Source organism: Rhizobium sp. NZLR10, from assembly GCF_019685125.1.
In the GTDB taxonomy this organism is placed as follows: Bacteria; Pseudomonadota; Alphaproteobacteria; order Rhizobiales; family Rhizobiaceae; genus Rhizobium.
This window is the reverse complement of record NZ_JABDWE010000008.1, coordinates 176,732-203,071: the sequence shown is the minus strand read 5'-3', so window position 1 is coordinate 203,071 and position 26,340 is coordinate 176,732. Positions and strand designations below refer to the sequence as shown.

25 protein-coding genes and 2 pseudogenes are annotated in these 26,340 nt (G+C 59.4%); 17 read left to right on the top strand and 10 right to left on the bottom strand.

The features are described 5' to 3' along the window. Positions 1–38: 38 nt before the first annotated feature. Positions 39–614, bottom strand: a complete 576-nt coding sequence (locus tag HJB82_RS14585; protein WP_207582873.1) for a PE-PGRS family protein — start codon at positions 612–614, stop codon at positions 39–41. A gap of 605 nt (positions 615–1,219) precedes the next feature. On the opposite strand from HJB82_RS14585, the gene HJB82_RS14580 reads away from it, so the two are divergent. The 3 genes from HJB82_RS14580 (at position 1,220) to HJB82_RS14570 (ending at position 4,188) form a co-directional block, all read left to right on the top strand. Continuing rightward, the gene (locus HJB82_RS14580; protein WP_221116114.1) at positions 1,220–2,308 is read left to right on the top strand and encodes a hypothetical protein; all 1,089 of its coding nucleotides are present in this window, start codon (positions 1,220–1,222) and stop codon (positions 2,306–2,308) included. Positions 2,309–3,104: 796 nt separating this feature from the next. Continuing rightward, positions 3,105–3,812 carry a response regulator transcription factor gene (locus tag HJB82_RS14575; RefSeq protein ID WP_221116146.1) on the top strand — a complete coding sequence of 236 codons (708 nt, stop codon included), beginning with the start codon at positions 3,105–3,107 and terminating at the stop codon, positions 3,810–3,812. Between the two features lie 175 nt (positions 3,813–3,987). Next, entirely contained in the window at positions 3,988–4,188 is a 201-nt protein-coding gene (locus tag HJB82_RS14570) for a hypothetical protein (RefSeq protein WP_207582875.1), read from the top strand. Between the two features lie 31 nt (positions 4,189–4,219). Here the strand turns inward: HJB82_RS14570 and HJB82_RS14565 are convergent, their stop codons facing one another. The 6 genes from HJB82_RS14565 to HJB82_RS14540 all read right to left on the bottom strand — a co-directional run bounded on the left by HJB82_RS14565 (position 4,220) and on the right by HJB82_RS14540 (position 9,530). Continuing rightward, entirely contained in the window at positions 4,220–4,945 is a 726-nt protein-coding gene (locus tag HJB82_RS14565; protein WP_221116113.1) for an SDR family oxidoreductase, read from the bottom strand. A gap of 11 nt (positions 4,946–4,956) precedes the next feature. Continuing rightward, positions 4,957–6,018 (bottom strand): ABC transporter ATP-binding protein, encoded by a 1,062-nt coding sequence (locus tag HJB82_RS14560; RefSeq protein ID WP_207582877.1) that lies wholly within the window; start codon positions 6,016–6,018, stop codon positions 4,957–4,959. Positions 6,019–6,073: 55 nt separating this feature from the next. After that, positions 6,074–6,280, bottom strand: coding sequence for a DUF2160 family membrane protein (locus HJB82_RS14555; protein WP_221116112.1), 207 nt, complete (start codon positions 6,278–6,280; stop codon positions 6,074–6,076). Positions 6,281–6,284: 4 nt separating this feature from the next. Further along, on the bottom strand, positions 6,285–7,121 hold the full coding sequence (locus tag HJB82_RS14550) for a carbohydrate ABC transporter permease (RefSeq protein WP_207582879.1): 837 nt from the start codon (positions 7,119–7,121) through the stop codon (positions 6,285–6,287). A gap of 4 nt (positions 7,122–7,125) precedes the next feature. Next, entirely contained in the window at positions 7,126–8,001 is an 876-nt protein-coding gene (locus HJB82_RS14545; protein WP_007633420.1) for a carbohydrate ABC transporter permease, read from the bottom strand. 95 nt (positions 8,002–8,096) lie between these two features. Then, the gene (locus HJB82_RS14540; protein ID WP_207582880.1) at positions 8,097–9,530 is read right to left on the bottom strand and encodes an extracellular solute-binding protein; all 1,434 of its coding nucleotides are present in this window, start codon (positions 9,528–9,530) and stop codon (positions 8,097–8,099) included. Between the two features lie 296 nt (positions 9,531–9,826). Between HJB82_RS14540 and HJB82_RS14535 the strand changes: the two genes are divergently transcribed. The 12 genes from HJB82_RS14535 to HJB82_RS14480 all read left to right on the top strand — a co-directional run bounded on the left by HJB82_RS14535 (position 9,827) and on the right by HJB82_RS14480 (position 21,686). Beyond that, positions 9,827–10,711, top strand: coding sequence for a sugar phosphate isomerase/epimerase (locus HJB82_RS14535; protein WP_221116111.1), 885 nt, complete (start codon positions 9,827–9,829; stop codon positions 10,709–10,711). A 62-nt stretch (positions 10,712–10,773) separates the two neighbouring features. Beyond that, complete coding sequence (locus HJB82_RS14530) at positions 10,774–11,988, top strand: ROK family transcriptional regulator (RefSeq protein ID WP_207582882.1); 1,215 nt, start codon at positions 10,774–10,776, stop codon at positions 11,986–11,988. Positions 11,989–12,018: 30 nt separating this feature from the next. Then, the gene (locus tag HJB82_RS14525) at positions 12,019–12,996 is read left to right on the top strand and encodes a sugar kinase (protein ID WP_207582883.1); all 978 of its coding nucleotides are present in this window, start codon (positions 12,019–12,021) and stop codon (positions 12,994–12,996) included. Beyond that, positions 12,996–14,273 (top strand): D-tagatose-bisphosphate aldolase, class II, non-catalytic subunit, encoded by a 1,278-nt coding sequence (locus HJB82_RS14520; protein WP_221140341.1) that lies wholly within the window; start codon positions 12,996–12,998, stop codon positions 14,271–14,273. The genes HJB82_RS14525 and HJB82_RS14520 overlap by 1 nt, the downstream gene beginning before the upstream one ends. A 29-nt stretch (positions 14,274–14,302) precedes the next feature. Further along, positions 14,303–15,028, top strand: a complete 726-nt coding sequence (locus HJB82_RS14515) for an SDR family oxidoreductase (protein ID WP_207582885.1) — start codon at positions 14,303–14,305, stop codon at positions 15,026–15,028. A gap of 11 nt (positions 15,029–15,039) precedes the next feature. Continuing rightward, positions 15,040–15,813: an SDR family NAD(P)-dependent oxidoreductase gene (locus tag HJB82_RS14510; protein ID WP_207582886.1), complete on the top strand. Its 774-nt coding sequence runs from the start codon at positions 15,040–15,042 to the stop codon at positions 15,811–15,813. Between the two features lie 157 nt (positions 15,814–15,970). Further along, positions 15,971–16,795 (top strand): class I fructose-bisphosphate aldolase, encoded by an 825-nt coding sequence (locus tag HJB82_RS14505; RefSeq protein ID WP_221140329.1) that lies wholly within the window; start codon positions 15,971–15,973, stop codon positions 16,793–16,795. Between the two features lie 20 nt (positions 16,796–16,815). Next, a complete protein-coding gene (locus tag HJB82_RS14500) occupies positions 16,816–17,970 on the top strand; it encodes a Gfo/Idh/MocA family protein (protein WP_207582888.1) in 1,155 nt (384 codons plus the stop codon). Further along, positions 17,970–18,641 (top strand): D-lyxose/D-mannose family sugar isomerase, encoded by a 672-nt coding sequence (locus HJB82_RS14495; protein ID WP_207582889.1) that lies wholly within the window; start codon positions 17,970–17,972, stop codon positions 18,639–18,641. The genes HJB82_RS14500 and HJB82_RS14495 overlap by 1 nt, the downstream gene beginning before the upstream one ends. After that, positions 18,641–19,693: a carbohydrate kinase family protein gene (locus HJB82_RS14490; RefSeq protein WP_221140326.1), complete on the top strand. Its 1,053-nt coding sequence runs from the start codon at positions 18,641–18,643 to the stop codon at positions 19,691–19,693. Before HJB82_RS14495 ends, HJB82_RS14490 begins: the two co-directional genes overlap by 1 nt. A gap of 137 nt (positions 19,694–19,830) precedes the next feature. Continuing rightward, entirely contained in the window at positions 19,831–20,619 is a 789-nt protein-coding gene (locus HJB82_RS14485; protein ID WP_207584252.1) for an L-iditol 2-dehydrogenase, read from the top strand. Positions 20,620–20,675: 56 nt separating this feature from the next. Beyond that, a complete protein-coding gene (locus HJB82_RS14480) occupies positions 20,676–21,686 on the top strand; it encodes a zinc-dependent alcohol dehydrogenase family protein (protein WP_221140323.1) in 1,011 nt (336 codons plus the stop codon). Here the strand turns inward: HJB82_RS14480 and HJB82_RS14475 are convergent. Continuing rightward, positions 21,683–22,717, bottom strand: a complete 1,035-nt coding sequence (locus tag HJB82_RS14475; RefSeq protein ID WP_221140321.1) for a LacI family DNA-binding transcriptional regulator — start codon at positions 22,715–22,717, stop codon at positions 21,683–21,685. The two genes, HJB82_RS14480 and HJB82_RS14475, sit on opposite strands and share 4 nt — an antisense overlap. Positions 22,718–22,897: 180 nt before the next feature. On the opposite strand from HJB82_RS14475, the pseudogene HJB82_RS14470 reads away from it, so the two are divergent. Both HJB82_RS14470 and HJB82_RS14465 read left to right on the top strand, forming a co-directional pair. Further along, a pseudogene (locus HJB82_RS14470) lies at positions 22,898–23,011 on the top strand (lipase); the annotation flags it as partial. A gap of 121 nt (positions 23,012–23,132) precedes the next feature. Next, the gene (locus HJB82_RS14465; RefSeq protein ID WP_221140319.1) at positions 23,133–24,278 is read left to right on the top strand and encodes a right-handed parallel beta-helix repeat-containing protein; all 1,146 of its coding nucleotides are present in this window, start codon (positions 23,133–23,135) and stop codon (positions 24,276–24,278) included. 96 nt (positions 24,279–24,374) lie between these two features. On the opposite strand, the gene HJB82_RS14460 is transcribed toward HJB82_RS14465, so the two are convergent. Then, positions 24,375–25,709 carry an O-antigen ligase gene (locus HJB82_RS14460; RefSeq protein ID WP_221116103.1) on the bottom strand — a complete coding sequence of 445 codons (1,335 nt, stop codon included), beginning with the start codon at positions 25,707–25,709 and terminating at the stop codon, positions 24,375–24,377. 379 nt (positions 25,710–26,088) lie between these two features. After that, positions 26,089–26,323 (bottom strand): annotated as a pseudogene (locus tag HJB82_RS14455) (Ku protein); the annotation flags it as partial. Positions 26,324–26,340 lie beyond the last annotated feature (17 nt).

Here is a 26,340-nt window from a genome sequence, read left to right as displayed (position 1 = left end):
TCGCCAGTCGAAACGAGCGACCCTCAAGGGAGATGAGTTCATGAGCCAAGATGGCTGACATCGATATGGCCGAAGGCGTTTATGAAATGATCGAGATCATTGTGCACCGTCGTCGTTTCTGGATTGGTGTGAACCAATGCTGACGAGATGTCGCCGCCCAGAGCGTAGTTCCCGTTGCCGCCGTTACCGCCGACGCCTGCGAGAATGGTGGCATGCTGATCGGCCACGAGCTGCGTATATTGTGTCGCGGTCGTAGCCGCAGCCACCGCAGCCGTGTCGTGGCCGCTTGAGTTTCCTTGACTGCCGTTGGAGTCGGAATCTCCCCCCGCGCCGCCGGCGCCGCTGTTTGAGATTGCCGCCAGGAAGCCGTTCTGGGCCTGGGTAAAGCCACCGGGTCCGCCATTGCCGGCGTCCCAATCTGCCGTCTGCCAAACGTGATCGCCGTTGTGCAGATGGGTAGATGCCCCGTCGACCGTTTGCACGGGGTCTACATATGCAACCGGGTTGTAGTCAATATTCCCATTATTGTGGCCATCACCGCCGTTGCCGGCATTCGCGTCACCTGCATCTGGGTGATTAAGGTGAATCGTGTCAGATATTTGTGGGATAGGCATTTCAGTCACTCCTTCTACTTTGGTTCGTCCGTTTTAATTCTACGGCGTTCCCCCTACGGCGTGGGTATTAGTATGTCACCGCCAGACAATACAGCCGCAGGCGAATATTGCCCGCGATTCAATCTGCGTACTATCTAGATATTCGGCGACATTCCTTCGGGCGTATGCTTGGAGGTGGCGGAGCGTTATTTTGGATTGGTATTTGGTGATCTTGCGCCGGATGGGATGAGCATGAGCATGTCTGCGGCCTCGTCGAAGCGACGTCGTTTTTCCCAAACGGCCGCCGAAGCGAACCGGCCGTATTCCGAGGTCCTGACCAGGCTGCGCTTGGCGGAGGAGATTCTGTTTGGGGCGAGAAAAATCAACCCGCCACGAAAACGGAGGCCAATGCAGGACTCTAGCCCGAAGGCGGGTTGAGTGCTGTCAAACCTGCACAACGGGGCGTTACGGCCATGATAGCCAAATGGCTATAGACCTAGCCGACGGGATGTAGACGAATTGCAGGCTCTGCTTTTCTTAACTTCAGAGGCACAATGGCTGAATAATTCAGGCTACATGCGCGACACGCTTGGCGGACGTGCGGTTGACCGCGGATGGAGACGGCAATGACGGAAATTCGTCCCTTCTTGGAAGATTCGCCCAAAGCGGGCACCGATCAAAACCTCGCCTCCAGTCTGGCCGCGGGGCATCTGGCGCTGGTGCCGACCTGGCTTCCATTGGATGTTGCTTCCGGTTCGAGCTCCAATTCAGCCGGCAGCGGCGGTGACGGGATAAGCGAAGGCGTGATCAGCAGCAACGCATTGGCCGTCTTCATGCCGTCCAATGCCGCTATTGCGGGACCTCATTCGAGCGCCGACGCTTTCCAGGGCAACGATGCGCTCATCAATCAGCATCCCACCGAAATGGCCGGGATAGGCGGGAATGGCGGAAGCGGCAATGTTGCCGTGGGCAGCGGCGATGGCGCCAATCATGCCGGCACTGGGGGAGATGGCGTCTTCTACGGTGGACTCGTAAGCACCGAAGTCGCGCTGTTTGCCCCCGTGAATACCGCTGTGGCTGCGGGCCCTGGCGCGGAGGCGCACGCCGAGCAATCGAACAATGCTTTGTTTCTGCAGGGCGCAACCCAGATCGGCGGCATGGGCGGCTCGGGCGGAGACCATAACGTCGCGAGCCATGGCTCGTCGATGAGCCCGGGAACGGCGCTGACATTGACCGGCGACTTTTATGCGGGCCACGGCGGCGATGGATATTTCGTCGGCAGCATGGTCGACATAAGTATAGCCATCTTCTCGCCGATCAACATCGCCATCGGCGCCGCAGGCGGCTCGGCGGAGGCTCATCAGACAAACAATGTCATTTTCGATCAGGGCACTGTGCAGATCGCCGGCATCGGCGGCAACGGCGGTGGCTTCAACCTGTCGTCGGACACGATCTTCACCGGCAACCATGCGGGTGGCGGTGGCGGCGACGGATCGTCAACCGGCAGCATGGTCGACGTCAATGTCGGCTATTTCCATCCCATCAACATTGCCGTTCCCGCCGGTGGGACGGCGGACGCCCAACAGATCGATCATGTTCTCTATGATCAGCATGCGCTTCAATTGGCCGGCATCGCAGGCCACGGCGGAGACGGTAACCTCACCGACGCCCATTCCGCTCTGGTAGACGACATTCTGAGCTTCATGCATGGCTAGAGCGCCGCGATCTTTCAGTTTCGCTCCTCGCGCTTGAGGTCGTTGGTTTTACGCATGTCGTTATCGCAAAACTTTTTGCGCGACATGCTCGCTAGCGGATAGCTCCCCACCTGCATCCGACATGACCCCCGAACGGCCGGCTCACTGGGATGCCGAACAATCCACCATGATCGCATCCGCATTGTCGCCGATTCGGCCGTCAGAGGCCGTGACCTCTGTCCGGCATCTGGCTGGTGCCGGCGCGATGCTGCCTAAGTGAAAACAATGCCCAACTGGGTAATAATGCATCGATAGAGCCGAATCATTTAGTAATCATAATGGGTAGTCGGTGATCTTGTCCGTCTGTTGCTTTTCGCGTTTGCTGTTTTGCTGTCGGGTCTGCGACAATTTTGAATTGAGATATGGTAACAAAGCCAAGATGATCGGAATCTAGTTATATCAAGTAGATCTTTTCTGAATTGATCTTCATTATATACGTTGCCTTTTCAGTGCCTTTGAAAGCTCTGTTGACCTGCTTGCCGTACGTGAACTCGGAGAAGACCGGTAAGTCTGAAGCGACAAGTCGAATCTGCATGTCATCATGAACAAGCTCTTCAATGTGCTCTGCAGGGCCCAGTCATCTCTCGCTGAAACCTTAGCTATAAGAATTATCATGAGAGATCTGACTATCGATATCGACAATAGACTCTCTTTTTATCATGACATGTAGTGAGAACAGGCATAGTATGAATGCCTGTTGGTTGCAAATATTCTGGGGAGCACGCAAGTGTCCGACAGTGCTGGAATTAAGCGCCGTATGGGGCGCAATGCACCAACTGTGATCATCGTTGGGCATTCTACACTGGCGCGCACGACCGTAGTGAAGCTTCTTGAGCGTGAACTCGCCGGCTGGAACTTTATCGATTTGATCTCGACCGAGAGTCTCGATCGAGCACTTGGAGCCGAGGTGCGTTTGATTGCATTGGATCTGGCCGGAAGAGGTGTTGAGAGCTCCAGCCTGCGTGATGACCTCGCGGCGATTACGGCACGTTTTCCTGAGGCTCCTATCACGTTGCTCTCAGGTACGGATGACGCCATCATAGCGCGTCAAGCGCTCAAGGTGGGCATCCGCGGCTTTTTCTCGACTTCACTTCCCGTTGACATTGCCCTTGCCGGTCTTGGTCTCGTTCTGGCAGGAGGAACCTTTTTCCCGCAGCTTTTGGGAGCGGTCACAAACGGCTCAAACGAACATAGTCCGGCCAGAAACGAGGCTGAAAAAAGATTGGATGATAGGACGCAGTACTTGGCGATTGCCGATTTCACTCCTCGCGAAGCGGATGTCCTCGCAGAGTTGCAATGTGGATGCTCAAATAAGGTAATTGCAGGAAAACTCAATTTGTCGGGGCATACGGTAAAGATGCATGTGCAACACATCATGCGCAAGCTGCAGGCGCAGAACCGCACTGAAGTGGTTGCCCGTTTGGTTCAAAGAGCCGCCGACGGGCGTGACGCCTTGCCGAATTAGGCAGTGTCGCCAGTACCGGGAGCTGTCTCAACGAAAGCGTCTACACCAGGGAAACACCACCGCCCGCGCGGCGGCCGTGGTGTATGCGAGCGTTCGTTTCACCCGGTCTTATATCGTGAATCCCTAATGGGAACTGCGAGTCCGGCCATCCGTTATCCATTGAGCAACGGAGGACATGAATATGCGCAAGAAGAAAGCCATCGTCGAGGCGGCGCTCGAGTCCGAGTATGAGCGCCAGCCGCTCGGGATTATGAATACGGAGCAAGCCCTGGAGCTTGAGGATTCCGACGGTCTTGTTTTCAGTCATCCGGATAAAGAGGCCGGCGTGACAGATCATTTTGTTGATCAGGACCAGTTGCGCCGATTGGTGCAGTAGATCCCTGAAAAGACGCGCGGCGCCGTCGACGTCACGCAATCATGAAGCCGCCGTCCACCGGCATCGATATCCCGTTCACCATCGCAGCCTGATCTGAGAGCAGGAAAAGAACGACGTCGGCAATATCGCTCGGCTCGGCGAAGCGGCCGACGGGAATTCGCTGCTTCATCCCGGCGGCCTTGTCGGGATCGCTCCATGCCTTCACCGCCATTGGCGTCAGCGTCACCGTTGGGTGGACGCCGTTCGCGCGTATGCCGTGCGGCCCAAGTTCCTTTGCCATGACACGCGTCAAGCCGTCCAATCCACCCTTCGACGCACAATATGCAGCGTGGTCGGGGATGCCGATAAACGACGCGATCGATGAGACATTGACGATGGCGCCCTTGCGGCCCTCCTTAATCAGCGAACGAGCATATTCCTGCGCCACGATCATCGGAGCACGCGTGTTGACCGCAACAAGACGGTCGAATGCTTCGACTGTCGTATCCAGGAAAGGCTGCAGTTCGGTTGTGCCGGCGCAGTTGACGAGGAAATCTGCCGGAAGGGCCGCGATCGCCGCCTCCCTGGTCGCATCGGCGTCCGCGAGATCGACCTGTATGGCGCGGCAGCCGGGTTCCTCTCGCAGCAGGTCGACGTCGCTCGCACTGCGGGTCAGAGCGACGACCTCAGCACCACGCTCGATGAGCATCCTCGCAATTTCGCGTCCGATGCCTTTTCCGGCACCGGTAACGATGACGGTTTTTCCTTTGAAGTCCATGGTGGTCTCCCTCACAGTCTCTGGCCCGTTTCCCGATCGAAGATATGTGCACGTCGGGGATCGATGTGGAAGTACATCGTCCGTCCGGGATCTACCTCGATGCGCTCGCGGATCAACGCGTCGATGGGCACGCCTCCGACGCGGCCGAAGATCAATGTCTCCGAACCCGTGGGCTCGAACACCGATACCTCTACCGGAACGCCGTCGTCGCCGATGGTGATATGCTCCGGTCGGATGCCGTAGGTCACGGCCCTTCCTTCATCCACCTTGGTGTTTTCCATGGGAAGGGCGACACCTTGGTCGGTGACGACAAACTTCCTGCCGTCGCGGGTGGCGACGCGGCCCTGAAGAAGATTCATCGATGGGCTGCCGATGAAGCCGGCGACGAAGAGGTTGACCGGGAAGTCGTAAAGATCGAGCGGCTTGCCGATCTGCTCGACCCTGCCGTCGCGCATCACCACGATCTTGTTGGCCATCGTCATCGCCTCGATCTGATCGTGGGTGACGTAGACGGTGGTGGTCTTCAGCCGCTGGTGAAGCTCCTTGATCTCGACGCGCATGGTGACGCGAAGTTTGGCGTCGAGGTTCGACAACGGCTCGTCGAACAGGAAGACCTTCGGATCGCGGACGATGGCACGGCCCATCGCCACGCGTTGACGCTGCCCACCCGACAATTGCTTCGGATAGCGGTCGAGATAACGCGTCAGGTCGAGGATCTCGGCCGCCCTGCCGACCTTCTCGTCGATCTCCGCCTTGGGGCGCTTGGCCATCTTCAGCGGAAAGCCCATGTTCTCGGCGACGGTCTTATGGGGGTAGAGCGCGTAGCTCTGGAAGACCATCGCGATGTCGCGCTCCTTCGGAGGAGCGTTGGTGACGACACGGCCGCCGATCCGGATGTCACCGCTGCTGACGGTCTCGAGACCGGCGATCATCCGCAGCAGGGTAGACTTGCCGCATCCGGAGGGCCCGACCAGCACGACGAATTCGCCGTCCTCGATGTCGACGCTGACGCCGTGCATGACCTGAAGCGCGCCATACTTTTTGGTGACGTCGCTTACCTGTACGTTTGCCAATGTCGTTCCTCCCTAAAGCAGCGCGGCTTGTGTCTCTGTGGTGTTACTCATCGGCTCATCCCTTCCAGACGACGTAGACGCCGAGGACTGCCGCGATTGCCGCCGCGAACCATACCGAAAGCCCGAACGGCTCGATGAACCGCATCCAGAACAGCGAGAGCGCGACCCAGAGCACCACCGAGATGAAGAGCCGGTCGAACCAGTTCGTTTCGATCGGCAGAAATCCCGGCTTGCGTTCGTTATTTCCTGATTGAGACGTCATTGCTTCATCCTTTCACTGCGCCGAAGGTCAGGCCGGCAACGATGTGACGTTGCACCACCGAAAAGACGATGAGCGCCGGAACCAGTGTCAGCATTGAGATCGCGGCCATGATGCCCCAGGCCGTCCCCGTGGTCGTCACGTATTCCGACAGGCCGGTGGTCAGTGTCCGCGCATTGAAGTTGGTGAGCGTCGCAGCGAGCAGGTATTCGTTCCACGCAAATACCCAGGTCAGGATCAGCGTCACTGCAAGTCCGGGCCGCGCCAAAGGAAAGACGATGTCGTAGAGGACGGTCCATGGGCTGGCGCCATCCATATAGGCCGCCTCGTCCAACTCCTTCGGAATTCCCTCTACGGTCGGGCGTAGCGTCCAGATGGCGAAGGGAAGGTTGAAGGAGCAGTAGACCAGGATCATGCCCAGCCGGGAATCGGCGAGCGAGAAGTCGCCGATCCTGTAGACCTGCGTCAACAGCAGGAAAAGTGGCAGGAGGAAGACCGCCGGAGGCGCCATGCGGTTGGTGATCGTCCAGAAGAAGATGCTCTCCTTGCCGGCGAGGTCGAAGCGTGTCAGCGCGTAGCAGGCAAAAAAGCCGAGCGTCGTGACGAGCAGCGCGTTGCCTGACGAAATGATCATCGAGTTCAGCATGTATCCGCGCAAGGTCGGATTTGTGAGCACGTCCTGGTAGTTCTTCCAGAAGAAGCTGCGGAGAATAACATCGGGCGTCGAGAACAGATCGAAGGGCTGTTTCACCGATATGACGAACAGCCAGTAGATCGGGAAAAGGGTCGCTAGGCTTATCAAAGTCCAAAGTACGACCGGAAGCCAGGGGTTCTGGGTCTTCATCGCGTCAACCTCTCTTCACGCGGGGCGCAATCAAGCCGACGTAGAGCAGCCAGCAGACGACGATCGTCAGGTATAGGACGATGACGGAGATCGCCGAACCGTAGCCGTAATTCGTCTTGGGGAAGACTTCCTTGAAGATATGGACACCGATGTAGCGTGTCGATGAACCCGGGCCGCCTCCGGTCAGCATCAGCACTTCGTCGACGGTGCGTAGCGCGTCCATCAGCCTAATGAACACCGTGGCGAGCAGGGCCGGGCGGATCAAGGGGAGCGTTATGTGCCAGAAGATCTGGCTCTTGCCCGCGCCGTCAATCTGCGCCTGCTCGAACGGGTCTGACGGAAGCGAGACCAGTGCGGCGATCAGCGAGAGGGTGACGAGCGGCGTCCAGTGCCAGATGTCCATGATCACCGTGACGGTGAAGGCCGCGGCAGCACTCTGGCCGATGTTCAGATCGTAGCCGAACCAACTCCTGAGAAGATAGGGAATGATGCCGATGGACGGTGTGGTCATCAGCTTCCAGACGGAACCGACGATGATCGGCGCCATGATCAGCGGCAGGGTGTGGATCGTGCGAAACACCGCTTTCCCAGGAAAGTCCTTCAGCAGCGCCTGGGCGAGGATGTAGCCAAGGACCAGCTCCGACACGACCGCGAAGAAGACGAATGTGAGGGTGATGCCGAGCGAGGCCAGGAATTGGGGATCGAAGACGAGCCGCCGATAGTTGTCAGCCCAGTTGAAGACCATGCCCGGGTTGGCTGCGAACGGGTTCCATGCATGGAACGAGACCCAGAGGACGTAGATGAACGGAAAGATCCCGAACAGCCCCAGGATCACGATGGTCGGTGACAGCAACAGCCACCCGAGCTTCTGTGAATGCATCGCCTATCCCCCATGAACGTTGTGTCGACGTCCGCCCCATCCCGGAGCGAAAGATGACGGGTCGTAGGACACGACCCGTCAGTTGGGGAGGATGTTTATTTGCGATAGCCGAGCGATGTCAGTTCCTCTTCGGCCTTGGCCGCCATCTGGTCGAGGCCTTCATCGGGAGCGATCTTGCCGGTCAGGATGTCGTAGAAGATCGGAGCGGTCGCTTCACGCACCTGCGCATGGAAGGGGTAGGGAGGAGCGCCGGCGAAGAGTTTGCCCTCGTCCTTCAGCATCGTGTAGAAGCCGCCGAGCTTGATATCCATCTCCTTCACCTTCGGATCGTCGAACGTCGCCTTGTTGGTGATGCGTGGTGCGGCGATGGCCCAGTCGGGCTGCACTTCGTTCTGGCCGATGAATTCGAGGAACAGCAGCGATGCTTCCTTGTTCTTCGACGTGATCGGCACGCCGAAGGCGCCGCCATCGTAGTAGCCGATGTAGCCCTTTCCGGCTTTCGCATCGTCCAACACGCCTGGCTCGAGCGGCGGCAGAGCGAATCCGACCTGTCCCACAACCTTCGACTGCGCGGGATCGCTTGCAATCCACGCAGCATTCTCACCGTAGATGAGCCCCTGGGCGACACGGCCGGCGGCGAAGGTCGTTGCGGTTTCCGTCCAGGTCGACTGCGTCGATTCAGGCGGAGCGATGTCGCGCAGGTGCAGCCAATACTTCAACGCGGCCTTCGCCTTGTCGCCGTTCATCGTGCCGCCGTGTTCGACCGTCGCCGCATAGTTGTTCTTGGCGTCGATGCCCCAATTGTAGACGCCGAACGTCGGTACGATGGACTCGAAGAATTCATACCACGACGCCGGATGGCCCGTATGGGCTTGAGCGGTCGTGCCCCAGAGCTCCATGCCATTGTCCTTGCCGTACTTCGTGAAGAATTCGGCGATCTGAGTGTATTCCTCGTGTGTGGTCGCCGGCTTCAGGTCCTTGCCGGTTTCCTTCTTGAAGGCCTCCTTGATCTTCGGATCGTCGAAAAGGTCCTTGCGATAGAGATATGTCTTCAGAAAAGCTTCCATCGGAGTGCCGAAGAGATCGCCACTCGCATCCTTGAAGTAGTCGGAGAAGCTGGTGAAATTCGAGTCGTCGTAGGTCGGCGCCTTCAGATCCGGCTGATCCTTCAGCGTCTTGGTGATGTCGACGAGGAAATTCCTGGCCAGATAGGAGTAGATGATGTCCTGCTCGATATAGACCATGTCATAGATGCCGGTCTTGGCTTCCATGTCCTTGATGGCCTTGTCGTACATCTGATCCCAGGACGTCGTCTCGATTTCGACCTTGATGCCGGTCTTCTTTTCGAATTCCGGAGCGAGCACGTTCTTGATGTAGTTCGATGGCGGGGTGCTTTCGGTGACGCCGTGCAGTGTCACACCCTTGAATTTTGCGCCGGCGTCGGACCAGAAGTCAGCCCAGGCCGGCGAAGCGGTCGTCGCGAGGCCGAGCGTCAGCGCAAGCGCGCTAGCCTTCAAAGCATAGTGCATTTCCAATCCTCCCAGATAGCAGCGAGATCATTTCGCCGGTGCTTTGTGTAGGCCAAAAAAACTGACAGCGCAACATTTGTTGTCTAACCATGCAAATAGATGGTCTATCCCATTGATTTTCGCAGGAACAAATTTCCCCAGCGAATGTGAGGCGATGGCAATGGGCATAAAATGCTGCATTGCAAAGTAATTTTGCGAGGCAATAAAAGGAGCGTGTCGAAATTTATTTGTTGTCTTGCCAAACTAAATGGCATAGCACTGGGCGAAATCACTGGCATATCGTGGAGGAAAAACCTATGCGTCGATTGGGTATCCATTCATTTGTATGGACAGGCGGCCAAACGCAGGAAGGCCTGGAAATGGCCCTCAACAAGACGGCGGAACACGGATATCGCACCATCGAATTTGCCTATCTGCGCCCCGAGAAATTCAATCTCGATCGACTGGCAAAGCTTGCACAATCTCTCGATCTGGAGATTGGCGTGACCATGGGCCTGCCGCTCGACAAAGACGTATCGAGCGAGGATGCTTCTGCGGTGTCCGCCGGCAAGCAGACGCTGGCCGACGCCGTTCGTGCGGTCCGCGATATCGGCGGCAACAAGCTCGGCGGGATTCTTTATTCCGCGCACACCAAGTACAATCGCCAGCCGACGAAGAAGGGCTGGGACAACAGCGTCGCCGCGATCGCCGCGACCGGCGAAGTCGCCAGGCAGGCGAACGTCGACCTGGTGCTGGAGGTAGTCAACCGGTTCGAGACGAACCTGCTGAATACCACGGCGCAAGGGCTCAAGTTCATCTCCGAGACAGGATCGCAGCATGTCCGTCTCCATCTCGACACGTTCCACATGAACATCGAAGAAGCCAATCCGGCCGCCGCGATCCGTCTTGCCGGCGATAAGATCGGTTACTTCCACATCGGCGAAAGCAATCGCGGCTATCTCGGAGACGGCGTCATCAACTTCGATCTGATCTTCGACGCGCTGCTCGACATCGGTTACAACGGCGACGTCGTGTTCGAGAGCTTCTCGACGACGGTTGTCGATGAAGGCCTGTCGCTCGCCTGCGCGATCTGGCGCGATACCTGGGAGGATAATGATTTGCTTGCGGCGCACGCGAAGCGCTACATCGAGCTGAAATATGACGAGGCCAAGCGTCGCCGCGCCACAAGCGCGCGGCCCTGAATATCCTTCTGACAGCCTGTTCCAGTCGTGTAAGGGTTGGGCGACTTGGAGGGAACTGAAATATGAACGACACCGTCTCCATCGGAAGTTCGCCGCGCAGGATCCGGCAGAACAATATCGTCGCCGCCTTGCAGACGATTTACGCCCACCGAAGCCTCAGCCGGGCCGACCTCGCCCGCAAGCTCGGCATGAACCGCTCATCCTCGGGAGAGATCGTCGCCGAACTGACGGAGGGCGGATTCGTTCAGGAGTCGGAGGAGAGCGGCAAGCAGCGCCTGGAGCATTCCCGTGCCGGTCGTCCCGGTATCATGCTCGAACTGGTTCCGGATGCTGCATTCTTCGTCGGGATCGAGATCGGCGTCGAACATATATCGGCTGTGGTTGTCGACCTCTCCGCCGAGGTTCGGGCATGTCGGAAAATGGCGTTCGACACACCGTCTTCGACGGTGGAGGAGGCCGTGGCGCAGGGTATCGAACTGATTATCGGCGCAATGGCTAAGAGGATGATCGACAGGTGCAAAGGCTTGGGCCTATCGACGCCGTCCCACGTCCGTCCGGATGGGTTTGTCACGCTGGCGCCGATCATCGGCTGGCGAGACGTGCCGTTGAAAGAGATTGCCCGGTCAGCCTTCCCGGCCGCCGTGCCGATCGCGGTCGAAAACGATGCCAATGCGTTTGCGATCGGCGACAGCTATCGTCACGGCGTCGCAGGGGTGACCCTGTTTCTGCTGATGGAAACGGGCGTCGGCGGCGGCATCATGATCGATGGCAAGCTGTTTCGTGGCGGCCACGGTCTGGCGGGAGAAATCGGCCACACCCTGGTGCCGGGAAGCGGCGGTCAGAAGCTTGAACAACTGATCGGTCGCGAGGTGCTCATCAAGCAGTATCGCGAGGCTATTGGACGCGACGACGCGGATCTGCAGGATTTCCTTGGCGGCGTTCGTGATCGCGTCCCGGCCGCGGTCAATATCGCCGAAACCTGGTCGCGCCATCTCGCATATGCATTGCTGCAGGCCTGTCGTCTGCTCGACCCGGACAGGATCGTACTCGGCGGCTCCGTTGCATCCCTCTACCCGATGGTGGCTGCCCGCGTAGCGGTCCATATGTCGGAAGGCCAGAACATCGCTTTCCCCACGCCGGAGATCGTCGTGGACGATGATGCGGAGTTTCGTTCGGCCTTCGGGGCGGCATGCATGTTGCACCGGCGCTTTCTGTCGCTGGAAAGCGAGGAGTTCGGCAGCGAGGACGGTGTGCCGGTCCCATCGGCGATGAGTTAACGACAACAGGGATCGAAAGCAGGATTGCAAATGGCTTCAATACTGGCTCCGGACGCGCTTGGTCCCACGGTTTGCGTGGGGGAGATCCTCGTGGAGATCGTCGCCACGACGGTTGGAGACGGGTTCCTCGAAGCCCAGCCGCTCGTCGGTCCGTTTGCGAGCGGAGCGCCGGCGATCTTCATTTCGCAGTGCGGCCGCCTCGGCGGTAAGGCGGCAATGGTGGGCGCCGTCGGCGATGACGATTTCGGCTGCGTCAATACCGATCGCCTCAAACGCGACGGCGTCGATGTTTCGGCGATCTCGATTGATCCGGACTATCCGACGGGAAGCGCCTTCGTTCGTTACCGGAAGGATGGCTCCAGAGATTTCGTCTACAACATCGCCACCTCGGCCGCCGCGCGCTTCGGCTGGTCTGAATTGGTCGGCAATCTCATTGACCGGAGCGGACATCTTCACGTGATGGGCTCCGCCCTGTCGGTTCCGAGTGCGCGCGCGGTGATCGACAAGGCGGTCGACATCGTCAAGGCGCGCGGGGGAACGCTGTCGGTGGATCCGAACCTTCGCAAAGAGCTGAAGCTGGACGAGGACACCGAGCGCCGGTTTTCCAAGCTTGTCGCCGCCGCCGATCTGCTTCTGCCTTCCGGAGAGGAGCTCGAGCGTGCCGCAGGTGTCGAAGGCGAGGCAGAAGCGATCGGGCGCCTGTTCGAGATTGGCGTCAAGGAGATCGTGCTGAAGCGCGGAGCCGACGGCGCGACCTACTTCGGCAGCCAGGGAGACCGCGTCGATGCTCCGGCCTTTGTCGTTCGGGAGGTCGACCCTACGGGCGCCGGCGACTGCTTCGGCGGTGCCTATCTCACCTGCCGGCGGCTCGGAATGTCTCCGCAGCAGGCTCTGACCTATGCCTCGGCCGCCGGCGCCCGCAACGTCATGGTGCTGGGTCCGATGGAAGGCGCCGGCAGCCGCTCAGAACTCGATGCGTTTATCGCTTCAACGGAAAGGCGGCGGTAATGCAGGTGCATCTCAACGAACTGGCCAGGCAGAGGATCGAAGGCCACCCGAGAGGCGTGACCTCCGTGTGCTCCGCCCATCCGATCGTGCTTCGAGCTGCGCTCCGACACGGGCGGCAACAGGAGAGCACCGTGCTGATCGAAGCGACCTGCAACCAGGTCAATCATCTCGGCGGCTATACCGGGATGACGCCAAGCGACTTCGCGTCCCTCGTCATGACGATCGCGGCGGAGGAGGGTTGCCCCGAAAAACTGATCGTTCTCGGTGGCGATCACCTCGGCCCCAATCCCTGGCGCGACCGCCCGGCGGAAGAGGCCATGGCCGAGGCGGAGAAGATAGTTGCCGCCTATGTCGACGCCGGATTCCGCAAAATTCACCTCGACGCCTCGATGGGCTGCAAGGGCGAGCCGACGGCGCTTGACGACGAAACCACCGCCCATCGCGCCGCCCGGCTTGCCGCGGTCGCCGAGGCTTCGGCCAAAAACACCGGCGGCGCAATGCCGGTTTACGTCATCGGCACCGAAGTGCCGCCGCCAGGCGGGGCCGACCATGCCCTGACGACGATCGAGCCGACGGCCGCCGCGGCGGCGCTGAAGACGATCGAAGTCCACCGCCGGATCTTTGCCGAGGCTGGCCTCGGGCAAGCGTTTGGACGGGCGATCGGGCTGGTCGTTCAGCCGGGCGTCGAGTTCGGCAATCAGAATGTCATCTTCTACGACCGCAGCAAGATAGACGGCCTGAAATCGGTGCTCATCGACGAGCCGCAATTTGTGTTCGAGGCCCACTCGACGGATTATCAGCGGACTAGGCCGTTGACCGCGCTGGTGAAGGACGGGTTCCCCATTCTGAAGGTCGGTCCCGAGTTGACCTTCGTCCTGCGTGAAGCGCTCTACGCGCTCGACGCGATCGCTTCGGACCTCTTGCCCGACTACGGCCAGCGTCCGCTCTATGCGGCGATGGAAGCGCTGATGCTCGATCAGCCGGGCAATTGGAGCCGCCATTACCACGGGACAAAAGCCGAGATGTGTTGGTTGCGGCATTACTCGCTGTCTGACCGCATCCGCTATTATTGGGCGTCGGCTGAAGCGCAAGATGCCGTCCGGCGCCTGTGCAGGGCCCTTCGAGGGCAATCCGTCCCGCTGCCATTGTTTTGGCAGTATATGCCGGCCGCGCAGGATTTTGCAGACGCGCCGCTCGATCCGGATGAGGTTCTGATCTGGAGAGTGATGAACAGTCTCGCCGACTATCACGCCGCCTGCGGCGTCGGGAAGAATTAGCAATCAGGATCAAGCAGGAGGAGAAATCGATGCAGGAATTGAACGGGAAGATCGCGGCGGTCACGGGCGCAGCGTCCGGCATAGGATTGGCCTCGACGGAGGCGATGCTCGCCGCAGGCGCGACGGTCGTGTTGGTGGACCGGGATGAGAAGGCCCTTGAGACGGTTTGCAGCCGGCTTGGCGAGCGCGCTATTCCGCTCGTGATCAATCTGCTGAATCCGAACGAGTGTGCGGGACTGCTCGAGGGTGTCCTGTCGAAGACGGGCAAACTCGATATTCTGCATGCCAATGCAGGGACCTATATCGGCGGAGACCTGACCGAAACTGACCTCGACACCATAGATCGGATGCTCAATCTCAATGTGAATGTCGTCATCAAGAACGTTCACAATGTCATTCCTCACATGATCGAACGGGGCACTGGCGACATTGTCATCACCAGCTCCGTCGCTGGACATTCGGCTATCCCATGGGAACCGGTATATTCGTCATCGAAGTGGGCGATGACCTGCTTCGTCCAGACGATGCGACGCCAGCTTCTGAAAAATGGCATTCGCGTGGGGTCGGTGTCTCCCGGGCCGGTGATCAGCGCTTTGCTCGCGGATTGGCCGGAGGAAAATCTTCGCAAGGCCAAGGAGGCCGGAGCTTTGATCGAACCCAAGGAGGTCGCCGACGCGATCATCTTCATGCTGACCCGGCCGCGCAACGTCACCATCCGCGATATCGTGGTACTTCCAAGCGCATTCGACATCTGAAGGAGCCTGATATGAGCTACCAGGAGAAATTTCGCCTCGACGGTGAACGTGCGGTGGTCACGGGGGGAGGGCGTGCGATCGGGCTGTGCTGCACCGAGGCGCTGGCGGAGGCAGGCGCCGCTGTCGTCGTCATCGAACGCAGCGAGGCCGACGCCCAGCAAGCGCTTGCGTTGCGCGATAAGGGGTACGATATCGAAGTCCGGGTGGGCGACGTCACCGACGCCGGCCGAATGGATGTAATCGCCAATGAGCTTGCCGGCGGAGCCCGGCCGGCGACGATCCTCGTCAACAATGCCGGGATCGGTCAGAACGGCATCGCGGCGGAGGATCTCACCGATGCCGATTGGCTGCGCATGATGGACGTCAATCTCAACGGCGTCTTCTGGTGCTCGCGCGCCTTCGGTCGTCACATGATCTCGATGAAGCGGGGCGCCATCGTCAACCTCGGCTCGATGTCGGGGCACATCTGCAACCGGCCGCAGCCGCAGACGGCCTACAACGTCTCCAAGGCGGCAGTCCATCACCTCACGCGCTCGTTGGCCGCCGAATGGGCGCAGCATGGCATCAGGGTAAACGCCGTCGCGCCCACCTACATCGAGACACCGATGGTGGTGGCCGTCGAAGCCAATCGCGAGCGGATTCCAATCTGGCTCGCCGACACGCCGATGGGCAGGATGGGAACGCCGGAGGAGGTCGCAAGCGCGGTCCTCTTCCTCGCCTCAGGCGCTGCCAGCCTGATGACCGGCGCCATCGTCAACGTCGATGCTGGGTTCACCTGCTGGTAGCGCTTTCGGGACGAGGCGCGAGCAGCGCCTCGTCCGAATTGGAAAACTGCCTGGCGCGATAATCAGCGGGTATGGAAACGTTACCACATCTTGTTGACTCGCATTCCTGCCCGATTTATTTGAATGTGGAAACGTTGCCATATCAGGGAGGAGCTTGATGAAGTCCGCACGGTTGAACCGACTTTTCGGCGTGTCCGGAAATTGTTTTGACGTCGCTATCGATCACGGCATGTTCAATGAACGAACATTCCTTGCCGGCATCGAGAATATGAAGACAGCCATCGAGGTGATCGCGCAGGCGGCGCCGGATGCCATTCAGCTTCCGCCGGGGACCGCACCCATTCTGCAGGCCATTCCCGGCAAGCATCGCCCGGCGCTGGTGCTGCGCACCGACATCGCAAATATCTATGGCAATCCCCTGCCATCTCAATTGTTTTCCGAAATGATCGACAGGCCGGTGGAACAGGGCGTTGCCTTGGATGCTGCCTGTGTCGTCGTCAATCTTTTGATGCTGCCGGACCAGCCGGAAGTCTATCGTGCCTGTGTGCGCAATGTGAACAGCTTGAAGCGCCAATGTGAGATCTACGGCATGCCGCTGATGGTCGAGCCGCTCGTCATGCAGGACAATTCCAAGGGCGCCTATATGGTCGATGGTGCGATCGACAAGATCCTGCCGCTTGTGCGCCAGGCGGCCGAACTCGGCGCTGATATCATCAAGGCCGACCCATGCGACAATGTCGAGGAATATCACCGTGTGGTCGAGATCGCCCAGGGCCTGCCGGTGCTGGTGCGCGGCGGCGGCCGCGTTACGGATCAGGAAATCCTGACCCGCACCAAGCAGTTGATGGAGCAGGGCGCCCGTGGCATCGTCTATGGCCGCAACGTCATTCAACACAAGAATCCCGGCGGCATGACGCAGGCCTTGATGGCGATCGTCCATGACAAGGCTTCCGTCGAGCAAGCCTCGCTGCATCTTGGCTGACGCGTCTGGGAGGACATGTCATGACGAAAATATTCCGCTTCGGCGTCATCGGCTGCGGTCTGATGGGGCGCGAGTTCGCGAGTGCCGCGGCGCGCTGGCTGCATCTGGCCGATGTGAAGGCGCGACCGGAAATTGTCGCCGTCTGCGATACCAATGCGACGCTGCTCGACTGGTTCAGGGATCATGTGCCGACCGTTCGCCAGGTCACCGCCGACTATAAGGAGCTTCTGGCCAATCCCGAGGTCGATGCAGTCTATTGTGCTCTGCCGCATGTGCTGCATCAGCAATTCTATGTCGACGTGCTGAAGGCCGGAAAGCATCTTCTCGGCGAAAAGCCCTTCGGCATGGACGCGGCTCAGAACCGGGAGATCATGGCGGTTCTCGCCGAGCACCCCGAACTCCTGGTCCGCTGTTCGTCGGAAATGCCGTTCTTTCCCGGCGCACAGAAGGTCATCGCCCTCGCAAAGAGCGGCGAGATGGGGGACATAATCGAAGTCGAGGCAGGTTTCCTGCACTCTTCGGATATCGACCGGCAAAAGCCGATCAACTGGAAGCGCATGGCCGAGATCAACGGTGACTATGGCTGCATGGGTGATCTCGGCATGCATGTGCTGCACGTGCCGCTGCGTCTCGGCTGGCGACCGACGACCCTGCATGCGCAATTGGTCAAAAAGGTCACCGAACGTCCGGACGGCAAGGGCGGCATGCTGCCCTGCACCACCTGGGACAATGCGACGATCAGCAGCCGCGTGAGCGCCGGGAATCAGGATTTCCCGATGGTGCTGAAAACCTGGCGCATCGCGCCCGGCGAATCCAACACCTGGTACATCCGCGTTCTCGGCATGAAGAAAAGCGCATTCTTCAGCACCAAGTCGCCGCGTCAGTGGCAGTGGATGGATTACAACGGCGGCGCGCAGGCTTGGAGCACCGAGGATCTCGGATACGGCTCGCTGTTTCCAGCCATAACCGGCAAGATCTTCGAATTCGGTTTTGCCGACGCCATCCAGCAGATGTGGGCGGCCTTCCTCGACGAGCTTGCCGGAGGCAATGCGAACGGGTTCGGCTGTGCGACGCCGGCGGAGGCGCAGGCGCATCATGCGGTCCTGACGGCAGCTCTGAAATCCGGCCGTGAGGACGTCGTCGTGCCGGTCGAGTATGAGGGGGCGTCCCTCTGATGCAGCGCTCCGAGATCAATGCCGCGTTGCAGCGAGCAATCGCGACCCTTAAACGTTGGCACTGGTCCTTGCCGGCATGGGGCTATTGGACAGCGGCGGATTTTGCCCTTCATCCCGAGGCATCGGCCTATTTGCGCGCCCATCAACTCGGGTGGGATGTCACCGATTTCGGCTCGAACCGATTTGCCGAATGCGGCCTCGTGCTGTTTTGCCTGCGCAATGGCATCGTTGATGTCGAGGGTGAACGGACCTATGCCGAAAAGCTGCTCTTCGTCGAGGAAGGGCAGCTCACGCCGACACACCGTCATGCAGCCAAGATGGAAGACATCATCAATCGCGCCGGCGGCGATCTCGTCATCGAATTCGCCGCCACCGATACCGATGGCCATCTGCTGAAGGATGATGTGACGGTTCCGGTCGACGGGCTGCCGCGCCGGCTCGCTGCATGGGAGCCGCTGGTTCTTCGACCTGGCCAGAGCGTGACCATCCGCACCGGGCTTTACCACCGCTTTTACGGCAGGAAAGGCGGCGGACCTGTCCTTGTCGGCGAGGTCAGCCAGGTCAACGACGACAACAGCGATAATTTCTTTTTGGAGCCGATCGGGCGCTTTGCCGCGATCGAGGAAGACGAGCCGCCGCTCAGGCCCTTGTGGAACGAAGGGGTCTGCTGATGCGAACCGGGGAGGAGGTTCACCAGCGCGACAGTCGCAAGCAGGGCGGCATCGTTTGCGCCGGAAATTTCATTGTCGATCGCGTCCACACCCTGTCCTATTGGCCAGAACAGGGCAATCTTGCGCATATCCTGCACCAGGATCTGGGCGTTGGGGGCGGGGCTGCCAATGTCGTCACCGATCTTGCCTCGCTTGGATTTCCCGGAAGACTGGCGGCGGCGGGATGCATCGGCGCCGATCCGGACGGAGAGATCGTCAAATCCAGGCTTGCAGTGGCCGGCGTCGATGTCGATGGTCTCACAGCGCTTGCCGACCGGGTGACGGCGCATACGCATGTGATGAATGTGCCCGGTCAGAACCGGACCTTCTTTTATCATGGCGGCGCCAACGATGCCGTCACGGACAAGCGCATCTCACCCGCGACCTTCGCCGAAGCCGGCTATCGGCTGTTCTACCTCGGTTATCTCATGCTGTTGCCGGGTCTCGACCGAATAGGGGCCGACGGTCTTTCGGGCGCCTCGCGCCTGCTCGAAGCCGCACGCCGCGCTGGGCTTACGACTTGCGTCGATTTCGTCTCGAGTGAAGACCCGGAATTTTCAGCCAAGGTCGGCGTCGCTCTGCCCTTCTGCGACTTCCTGATCATCAACGAGATGGAGGCGGGTCGGGCAACCGGCACTATCGTTCGCGATGCGAACGGAGATTTGATCGAGGCGGGGCTTTTGAAGGCGGGCGAGCGCCTGCTTGCCGCGGGCGTCACGAAGGGAGCGATCATCCACGCGCCGGAAATCTGTCTCTGGTTCGCGCCCGGCGCCTCCCCGATCATGACGCGTTCACGACCCGTCGATCCCAATGACATCGTCAGTACTGTCGGCGCGGGAGACGCCTTCTGTGCCGCCGTGCTCTACGGCCTGCATGAGAACTGGCCTGTCGAGCATATCTGCGCCGTCGCCCATGCTGCTGCTGCGCGTTGCCTGACGGGTGCGACGGCCACCGACGGTATCCCCGACATGTCTGTTCTGCTGCGGGAGGCGAAGGAGCCTAACCCGGCCTAGCCGATAGGCGTCGCCTCGGCAGAGGGCGGCTCCGACGAGCGTCCAGTCAAAAAGGGAGGAGCAAACATGAAGCGATGCATAATGGCCGCCGTGCATGGCGACTTTGCCGGTTTAGCGACGATCGGGGAGGCAGCGCGATGACATATACAGAAAACGCGCGGCTCTCCGGCAAGGTGGCATTGGTCACCGGAGGCGCCAGCGGTATTGGCAAAGCGGTATGCGAACGCTTCGCCGCTGACGGCGCCAAGGTTGTCGTCGCGGATCTCGACGGTGGACGCTGCGCGCGGGTGGCCGAGACGATCGGCGCTGATGCCTGGGGTTTAGCACTTGATGTGACCAGCCAGGACAGCATCGAAGAAGCCCTGCGCTTTTCCATCGCCGCCGCCGGCAAGATCGACATCCTGGTCAACGCCGCAGGCATTTACGACGTCGAGTCTATTCTGGAAATAACCCGGGAGCGAACCGCGAAGGTGTTTCAGGTCAATATCGAAGGCCTGATTTTCATGACACAGGCCGTTGCCCGGCACATGGTGGAGAGAGGAGAAGGTGGGCGCATCATCAACTTCTCGTCTCAGGCTGGACGTCGGGGCGAAGGACCGGCGGTGGCTTACTGCGCTTCCAAGGCGGCCGTCATCAGCATCACGCAAAGCTGCGCTCTGGAGCTGATCCGTTACGGGATCAACGTCAACGCCATCGCTCCCGGCGTCGTCGATACGCCGATGTGGGACGTCGTCGATGCAAAACTCGGCAGCCGGGAAGGTTTGAAACCCGGCGAGGTGAAGGCTCGCGTGGCCGCCGCCGTCCCCGCCGGACGATTTGGCGCCGCTGCGGAACAGGCTGCCATGGCAGCCTTCCTGGCCGGGCCTGATGCAGCATATATCGTGGCGCAATGCTACAATGTCGACGGCGGCAATGTCATGAGCTGAGCGCTTGGCCTAATCAGCAGGAATAGGCAATCGAACTTGAGGTCTGGAGGAGTGGAATGAGGGCTGTACGCTTGGAGTCGATCGGGTCTTTGACCATGCGCAGCGTTGAGAAACCGGTTACCGGACCTGGCGAGCTGCTGGTCCGGGTCGCGGCGGCAGGCATATGCGGTTCCGACCGACACATGTACAAGGGCGAATACCCGACTTCTATCCCCGTCACCATGGGCCACGAATTTTGCGGCATAGTCGAAGAGATTGGCAATGAAGTCGCCCGGTTTACTGGCGGCGAGTTGGTGACGGTCGACCCGAATATCGCCTGCGGCACCTGTCCGGCTTGTGCGCAAGCGCGGCCGAACCTGTGCGAGAGCTTGACCGCCATCGGCGTGACACGGGATGGCGGCTTTGCGGAATACGTGGCGGTGCCGCACGCGCAGGCATTCCTGTTGCCGGCCGACCTCGATCCCGTTCACGGCGCCTTCTGTGAACCGCTGGCCTGCTGTATCCATGCCATCGACAAGGCAAGGATCCGTCCCGGCGACGGCGTCGCTATCCTCGGCGGGGGAGTGATCGGCCTCTTGATGGTGCAACTGGCTCGTCTGGCTGGGGCAGGCAAGGTCATTTTGATCACGCGCCAGCAATCGAGACGCCAAACCGCTCTGCGCCTGGGGGCCACCCACGCCTTCGACCCGACCTCTTCGGACACAATCGCTTGTGTTCGGGAGATCACCAAAGTCGGCGCAGACGTGGTCATCGAGTGCGCCGGCGTGAGCGAAACTCTGCAAAGCGGCCTGAGGATGGCGCGGCGCGGTGGTACCTTTGTGCTTTTCGGGGTGACGCCGACAGGTGTCGAGGTGCCGGTTCTGCCCTTCGATCTTCTGATCAATGAAGTCGACATAAGGCCGGCCTACCTCAACCCCTTCACCCATTCGCGCGCCGCGGCACTGGTGGCAAGCGGGGCATTGGAACTGGACGCATTGGTCACCAAAACCATAGGTCTCGAGGAGGTCGCCGACGCGGTGGGCAACGCGCCATTGCCAGGCGAGATCAAGGTCATCGTCCGGCCCTAAAGCGGGTTTTTTCCGCTGCGGACGGGGCCGGTGGAATCGCGCGCGATCAGCGTGACCGGCACTTTGACGATCGAACCCTGTCGAGATCCGTGCCCCGTTTGCTGGTCCCCGATCAGCGCTTCCAGCAGCCGTGCTGCCTGCTGCCCGACATTGCGGATCGGCTGCGCGACCGTTGTCAGCCGTGGAAAGACGTAGGCTGCCTCTGGCAGGTCGTCGAAACCGACGACCGAATAATCGTTCGGAACGGAAAATCCGCGATCCTGGATCGCATGAATTGCGGCAATCGCGGAAACGTCGGTGGTGCCGATGATCGCGGTGACCTCCGGTCGAGACGCCAGCAATTCTCGCGCCAGCCGGTAGGTCTCGGCAAAGCTGTGCTCTTCCGCCATTGCCACGGCGGCAGGCGTGATGCCGTCTTTCGCCATTTCCGCCGTGATGCCTTGAAGGCGCAGCTGGATAGGCTGGCTGTGTGCCGGCGCCCCGACGATGGCGATCGCCCGGTGGCCGAGGCCGATGAGATGGCGCGCCATCAGCCGACCGCCGTCCTCATGATCGGCCATCACCGCGTCGTCGGCGATGCCCTTCAGCTCGCGGTCAATGGCGATGATCGGAATGTGGGCGTCCCGCAGTGCCCCGAAATGCTCGATGCTGCCGAAAGCGCTTGCGACGATGACCCCATCGACGCGCTGGGCGAGCAGCATGGAGATATAGCGTGCCTCGTGATTGATATTTTCCGCCGTGCTGCAGATCAGCGTCTGATAGCCGTGCTGAAACAACTCCTGTTCGATGGCATGGGCGAGGATGCCAAAGAACGGCACGTCAATCGACGGCAGCATCAGTCCGATCATCCGGCTTGGTGCACCGCGCAGCATACGGGCACCCTTGCTGGGGGTGTAGTTCAGTGTTCGGATTGCCGCCTCGACGCGGTCCCTGAGCTCGGGCGAGGCGTAACCGCTGTTGTTGAGCACACGCGAGACCGACGAGACTGACGTTCCTGCGAGTTTAGCGATATGTCTGATGCTGGTCGTCACGTGCTCGCATTTCTCTTTCTCGACAGCGCAAACGTCTTTTCAGATGCTGTAGCACTTTGAATGCCGCACAACTTATCCTTAAATCGACTCCGATTTAAGGAATTCGTACGCCACAACGAAGCCATTCGAATTTTTGGCTATTCGGCATTGATCGACAGCGGCCGGTTTAGCGGACAGGTGATGAACGACACAGTCATCCTTTTTCACGGCATTGCCCGAACGAAGAAAAGCATGGAGAAGCTCGCCGTCTTCCTGTCCGGAAACGGTTATCGCGTCGTGAATGTCGTTTCTCCGGGATGGGCGCTTCGTAAGCTGACACAGGATATGATCGGGAGTAGATGATTTCCGAATATTCAAACATCCGCCACACCTCCTCTGCTTAAATCCCGCTGCACCGCTATCGAAGGGAAATGCCATGCCCGCCATCCTGCGAAAGAAAATTCACGGCGCCGCGACAAGGGGACAGGTCATCGACGGGGCTGACGATATCGGCGTCGCCTATCAGGTGTTTTCCGATACGGTGGTGGAGGACGTGATCGTCAAGAATTCGCCTCGCGGCTTCAAATTTCACAACGGCCAAAATCTCACCGTCAGGCGATGCGAAACGGAGAATGTCAGGGGCGACGGCATCTATCTCACGAAGACGGCGCATGTGTTGCTGGAGAACAACCGCATGGGCGAGGCGCCGGGCGAGGGCGCAGATTGTTGCCAGTTTGCCTATCAAAACAGCGACGACAATATCAGCTCCGATGTCACGATCCGCGGCAACCTCTTCCTTCAGTCGCCGACGAGCACATCCAACAAGGGTGCACTGGTCTGCGACAAAACAAGACGATACCTTGTCGAATACAACTTCATCGGCGGCAAGAATTTTTCCTTTTCGTCGATCGGCGACGAAGCCGTCGTCCGCAGCAACATCATGCGCGACGGCAGGATGAATGACTATTCCTTCGGCTACGGCATCGGCGACAAGGCCGACCACGCCGGCCACCACGTCTATGACAACTGGATCGAGAACACCAATCGCGGCGTCAGCCTGAGCGGTTTTTCGGATCAGGAACAGGCATTTCGCAAAGACATTGATATCCACGACAACGTCATCAGCCAATGCGACATCGCATTCTTCGCCAACCGTCCGTGGTCCGGGAGCTTCCGGCGCAACATATTCCTGCGCTGCGAGCAGGATATCGTTTTGAAGGGAAAGGGCAAAGCGACCGCGGGTGATATCGATGGCAATTATTTCAATGACGGCAGCTTCCTGAACATCACCCCGCCGCCGCTTGCCTTCAAGCCCGACGGAAAAGCGTCCGTTTCGTCTGGCCAATGGTCATCCGAGCCCGATGAGATCCGCATCCAGTGGCGGGACAAGGGGATCGATATTCCAGGCGCCAACCGGCCTTCCGTCACCGTTGCGCCTGGCATGGAATTGTCCTGCGTGCTGCTGGCCCGCAAGGCGCAGAATTGGATGCTGGCGATCGCCGAGACGGCCTATGACGACTTCACGCCGCGCGCATGGCAGGAGCATAGGCTGCCTTGGCAGAAGCGCTATCTCTCGATCTAGATCGACCTATCGCTGGCAGCGCTGGAACTGGGGCGCGTGCCAACGCCATACAAGCCATCCGGGAGGCGCGCCAGACGTCGAGCCCTTCCCTCAGGCTCAGGGCTGGTGTAGATTCCGGTTTGTCCGCAACCTGGGACGCAGTTCGGAGAGCGCCATGACCATGTGGGGCCAGAGAATGAACGGTGCCAGCATCATGCCTGCCTCGGTCATGGCTCCAAGCATGATGAGGATGATGATGGCAATCTCCTTTCGCCTGGCGCCGGATTCGGCCGGATCGGCGTCGACGATGGTCATCTTCCTGAACAGGCGGGTCAGCAAAAACAAACTCCATGCGGCAATGCCTGGAATGCCGATATTCAGCGCTAACTCAAGATAGGTGTTGTGGGTCGAGCGGGCATCGAAGGTAACCTTGACATATTGCTCCATGACCTCGGGCTGACGAAACATCGCAAAGCCATAACCGGTTAGGGGCTTATCCCATATCAATGGCAATAGCTGTTCCCAGATGTTGGTGCGGCCTGAGAAAGTAATGTCTTTGCCGAATGCTTCTGCAACTGCTGAGGCCACCCCGAGATAAATGAAGCTGGCGCCGAAGCCGACGATCACGAACAACAGGAAAACGACGAAGGAACGAAAAAGACGGTTCGGGTAGATGTGAATAATGCGAACGCCGTACAGCATCATGCTGCCGAACATCGTCAAGACGACTGCTGTCGAGGACTTCGTTGCCACAATCAAGGCAAGAAGGCAAAGCATCGCAGCCCAGCGTATCAGGGTGCTGTAACGAAGCCGGCCGAGCTTTTCCGTCGATAACAGGCAGACAAAGCTGACCGAGCAAAACTGTCCCAACGTGTTCTTATGATAAAAAGCACCTTTGACCATGCCCGCATAGCTGCCACGCATGATGGCGAATTGTGGGAAAGCGACTGTGTAGAGAACGTTGATAAATGCCGCCGCTATCGCAAAACGCCCGAGTATCCGGAACGCTTCGACATTGCCGTAGCGCGCACGGTACAGAAGAGGTGGGATTGCGAGAACGATGACCGCGGCCAATCCTTTTAAGGACGCGGCCTTGTCGATGGAGAAGACTATTGATGTCAGGCACGAAATGCCAACAACGACGATGAACGGTGAAATCCTTGAAAAGACCCGCAGGAACTGCTTTTGCTCCAACAGAAAATACAAGCCCGACAAAGGAATAAGGCTGTAGAGCAAGAGCTTCATCGGAAGTGGATCGACAAATGCGCCGTCTTCGAAGTTTGCGGGCAGGCCGTACCACATGCTTGTGGCCCGCCAAAGAGCAGCATAAAATGCTATTGTAAGAACAAGTTTTGCCAGCACATCGCGTCTGACGCGCCACCGGGGCACAGACTGCCGGTGGTAGCCCGCCGGATAGTGGTGTCTTGCTAAAGCTGCATCTTCTATCGTCATCAAAGGCTCACATAGATCAATCTGGAAAACTCCGGCTGTTCGCCACGATCAAGGCATGCCGGTATTCGATTGAACGGAGCCAGGAACTGATTTTCTGCATTCCTCGGCTTCCGCTCGCGAAGAACGAATTCGTTTGGGCGTTTCGATAACGTCGTCCTAGTTTCGCAAACTGCCCGTTCCGGCGGGCGATGCAGCCAGGGCAAACCTGCCCAGTGGCCCAAGCCTGTTGAAGCGGCACGTCTCACTTCGCTATGCGGCGCGACTTTAAGCGAACTCATTCCGCGAATCCAGCCGATAAAATCACGTCATGATGTCGCGTCGTTTGACTGTCCATTCAGTAGCCAAAGAGAAATTGTCTCGCGACGGGTTTAAGGCACGCGTCGTCCTCGATGACGATGTAATCGCCATTCTCCAGCGGATAGCCCTTGACCTGTTCGTCGCGCTCGACCGCCGGTCTCGCCGTCGACGAATTGCCGCTCCACCCGATGGCCGGTCCTGCGGTTGATGATGTTGAAGGAGACGCGGTCGGAGGAGGAAATGGCGGTGTAAAGCCCGACGGCACAGGCAAGGTCACCCACTTTCAGATGACCTTTCCAGCCTGCCCGCGCGGCCATTCCATCCTCGCTGCAAA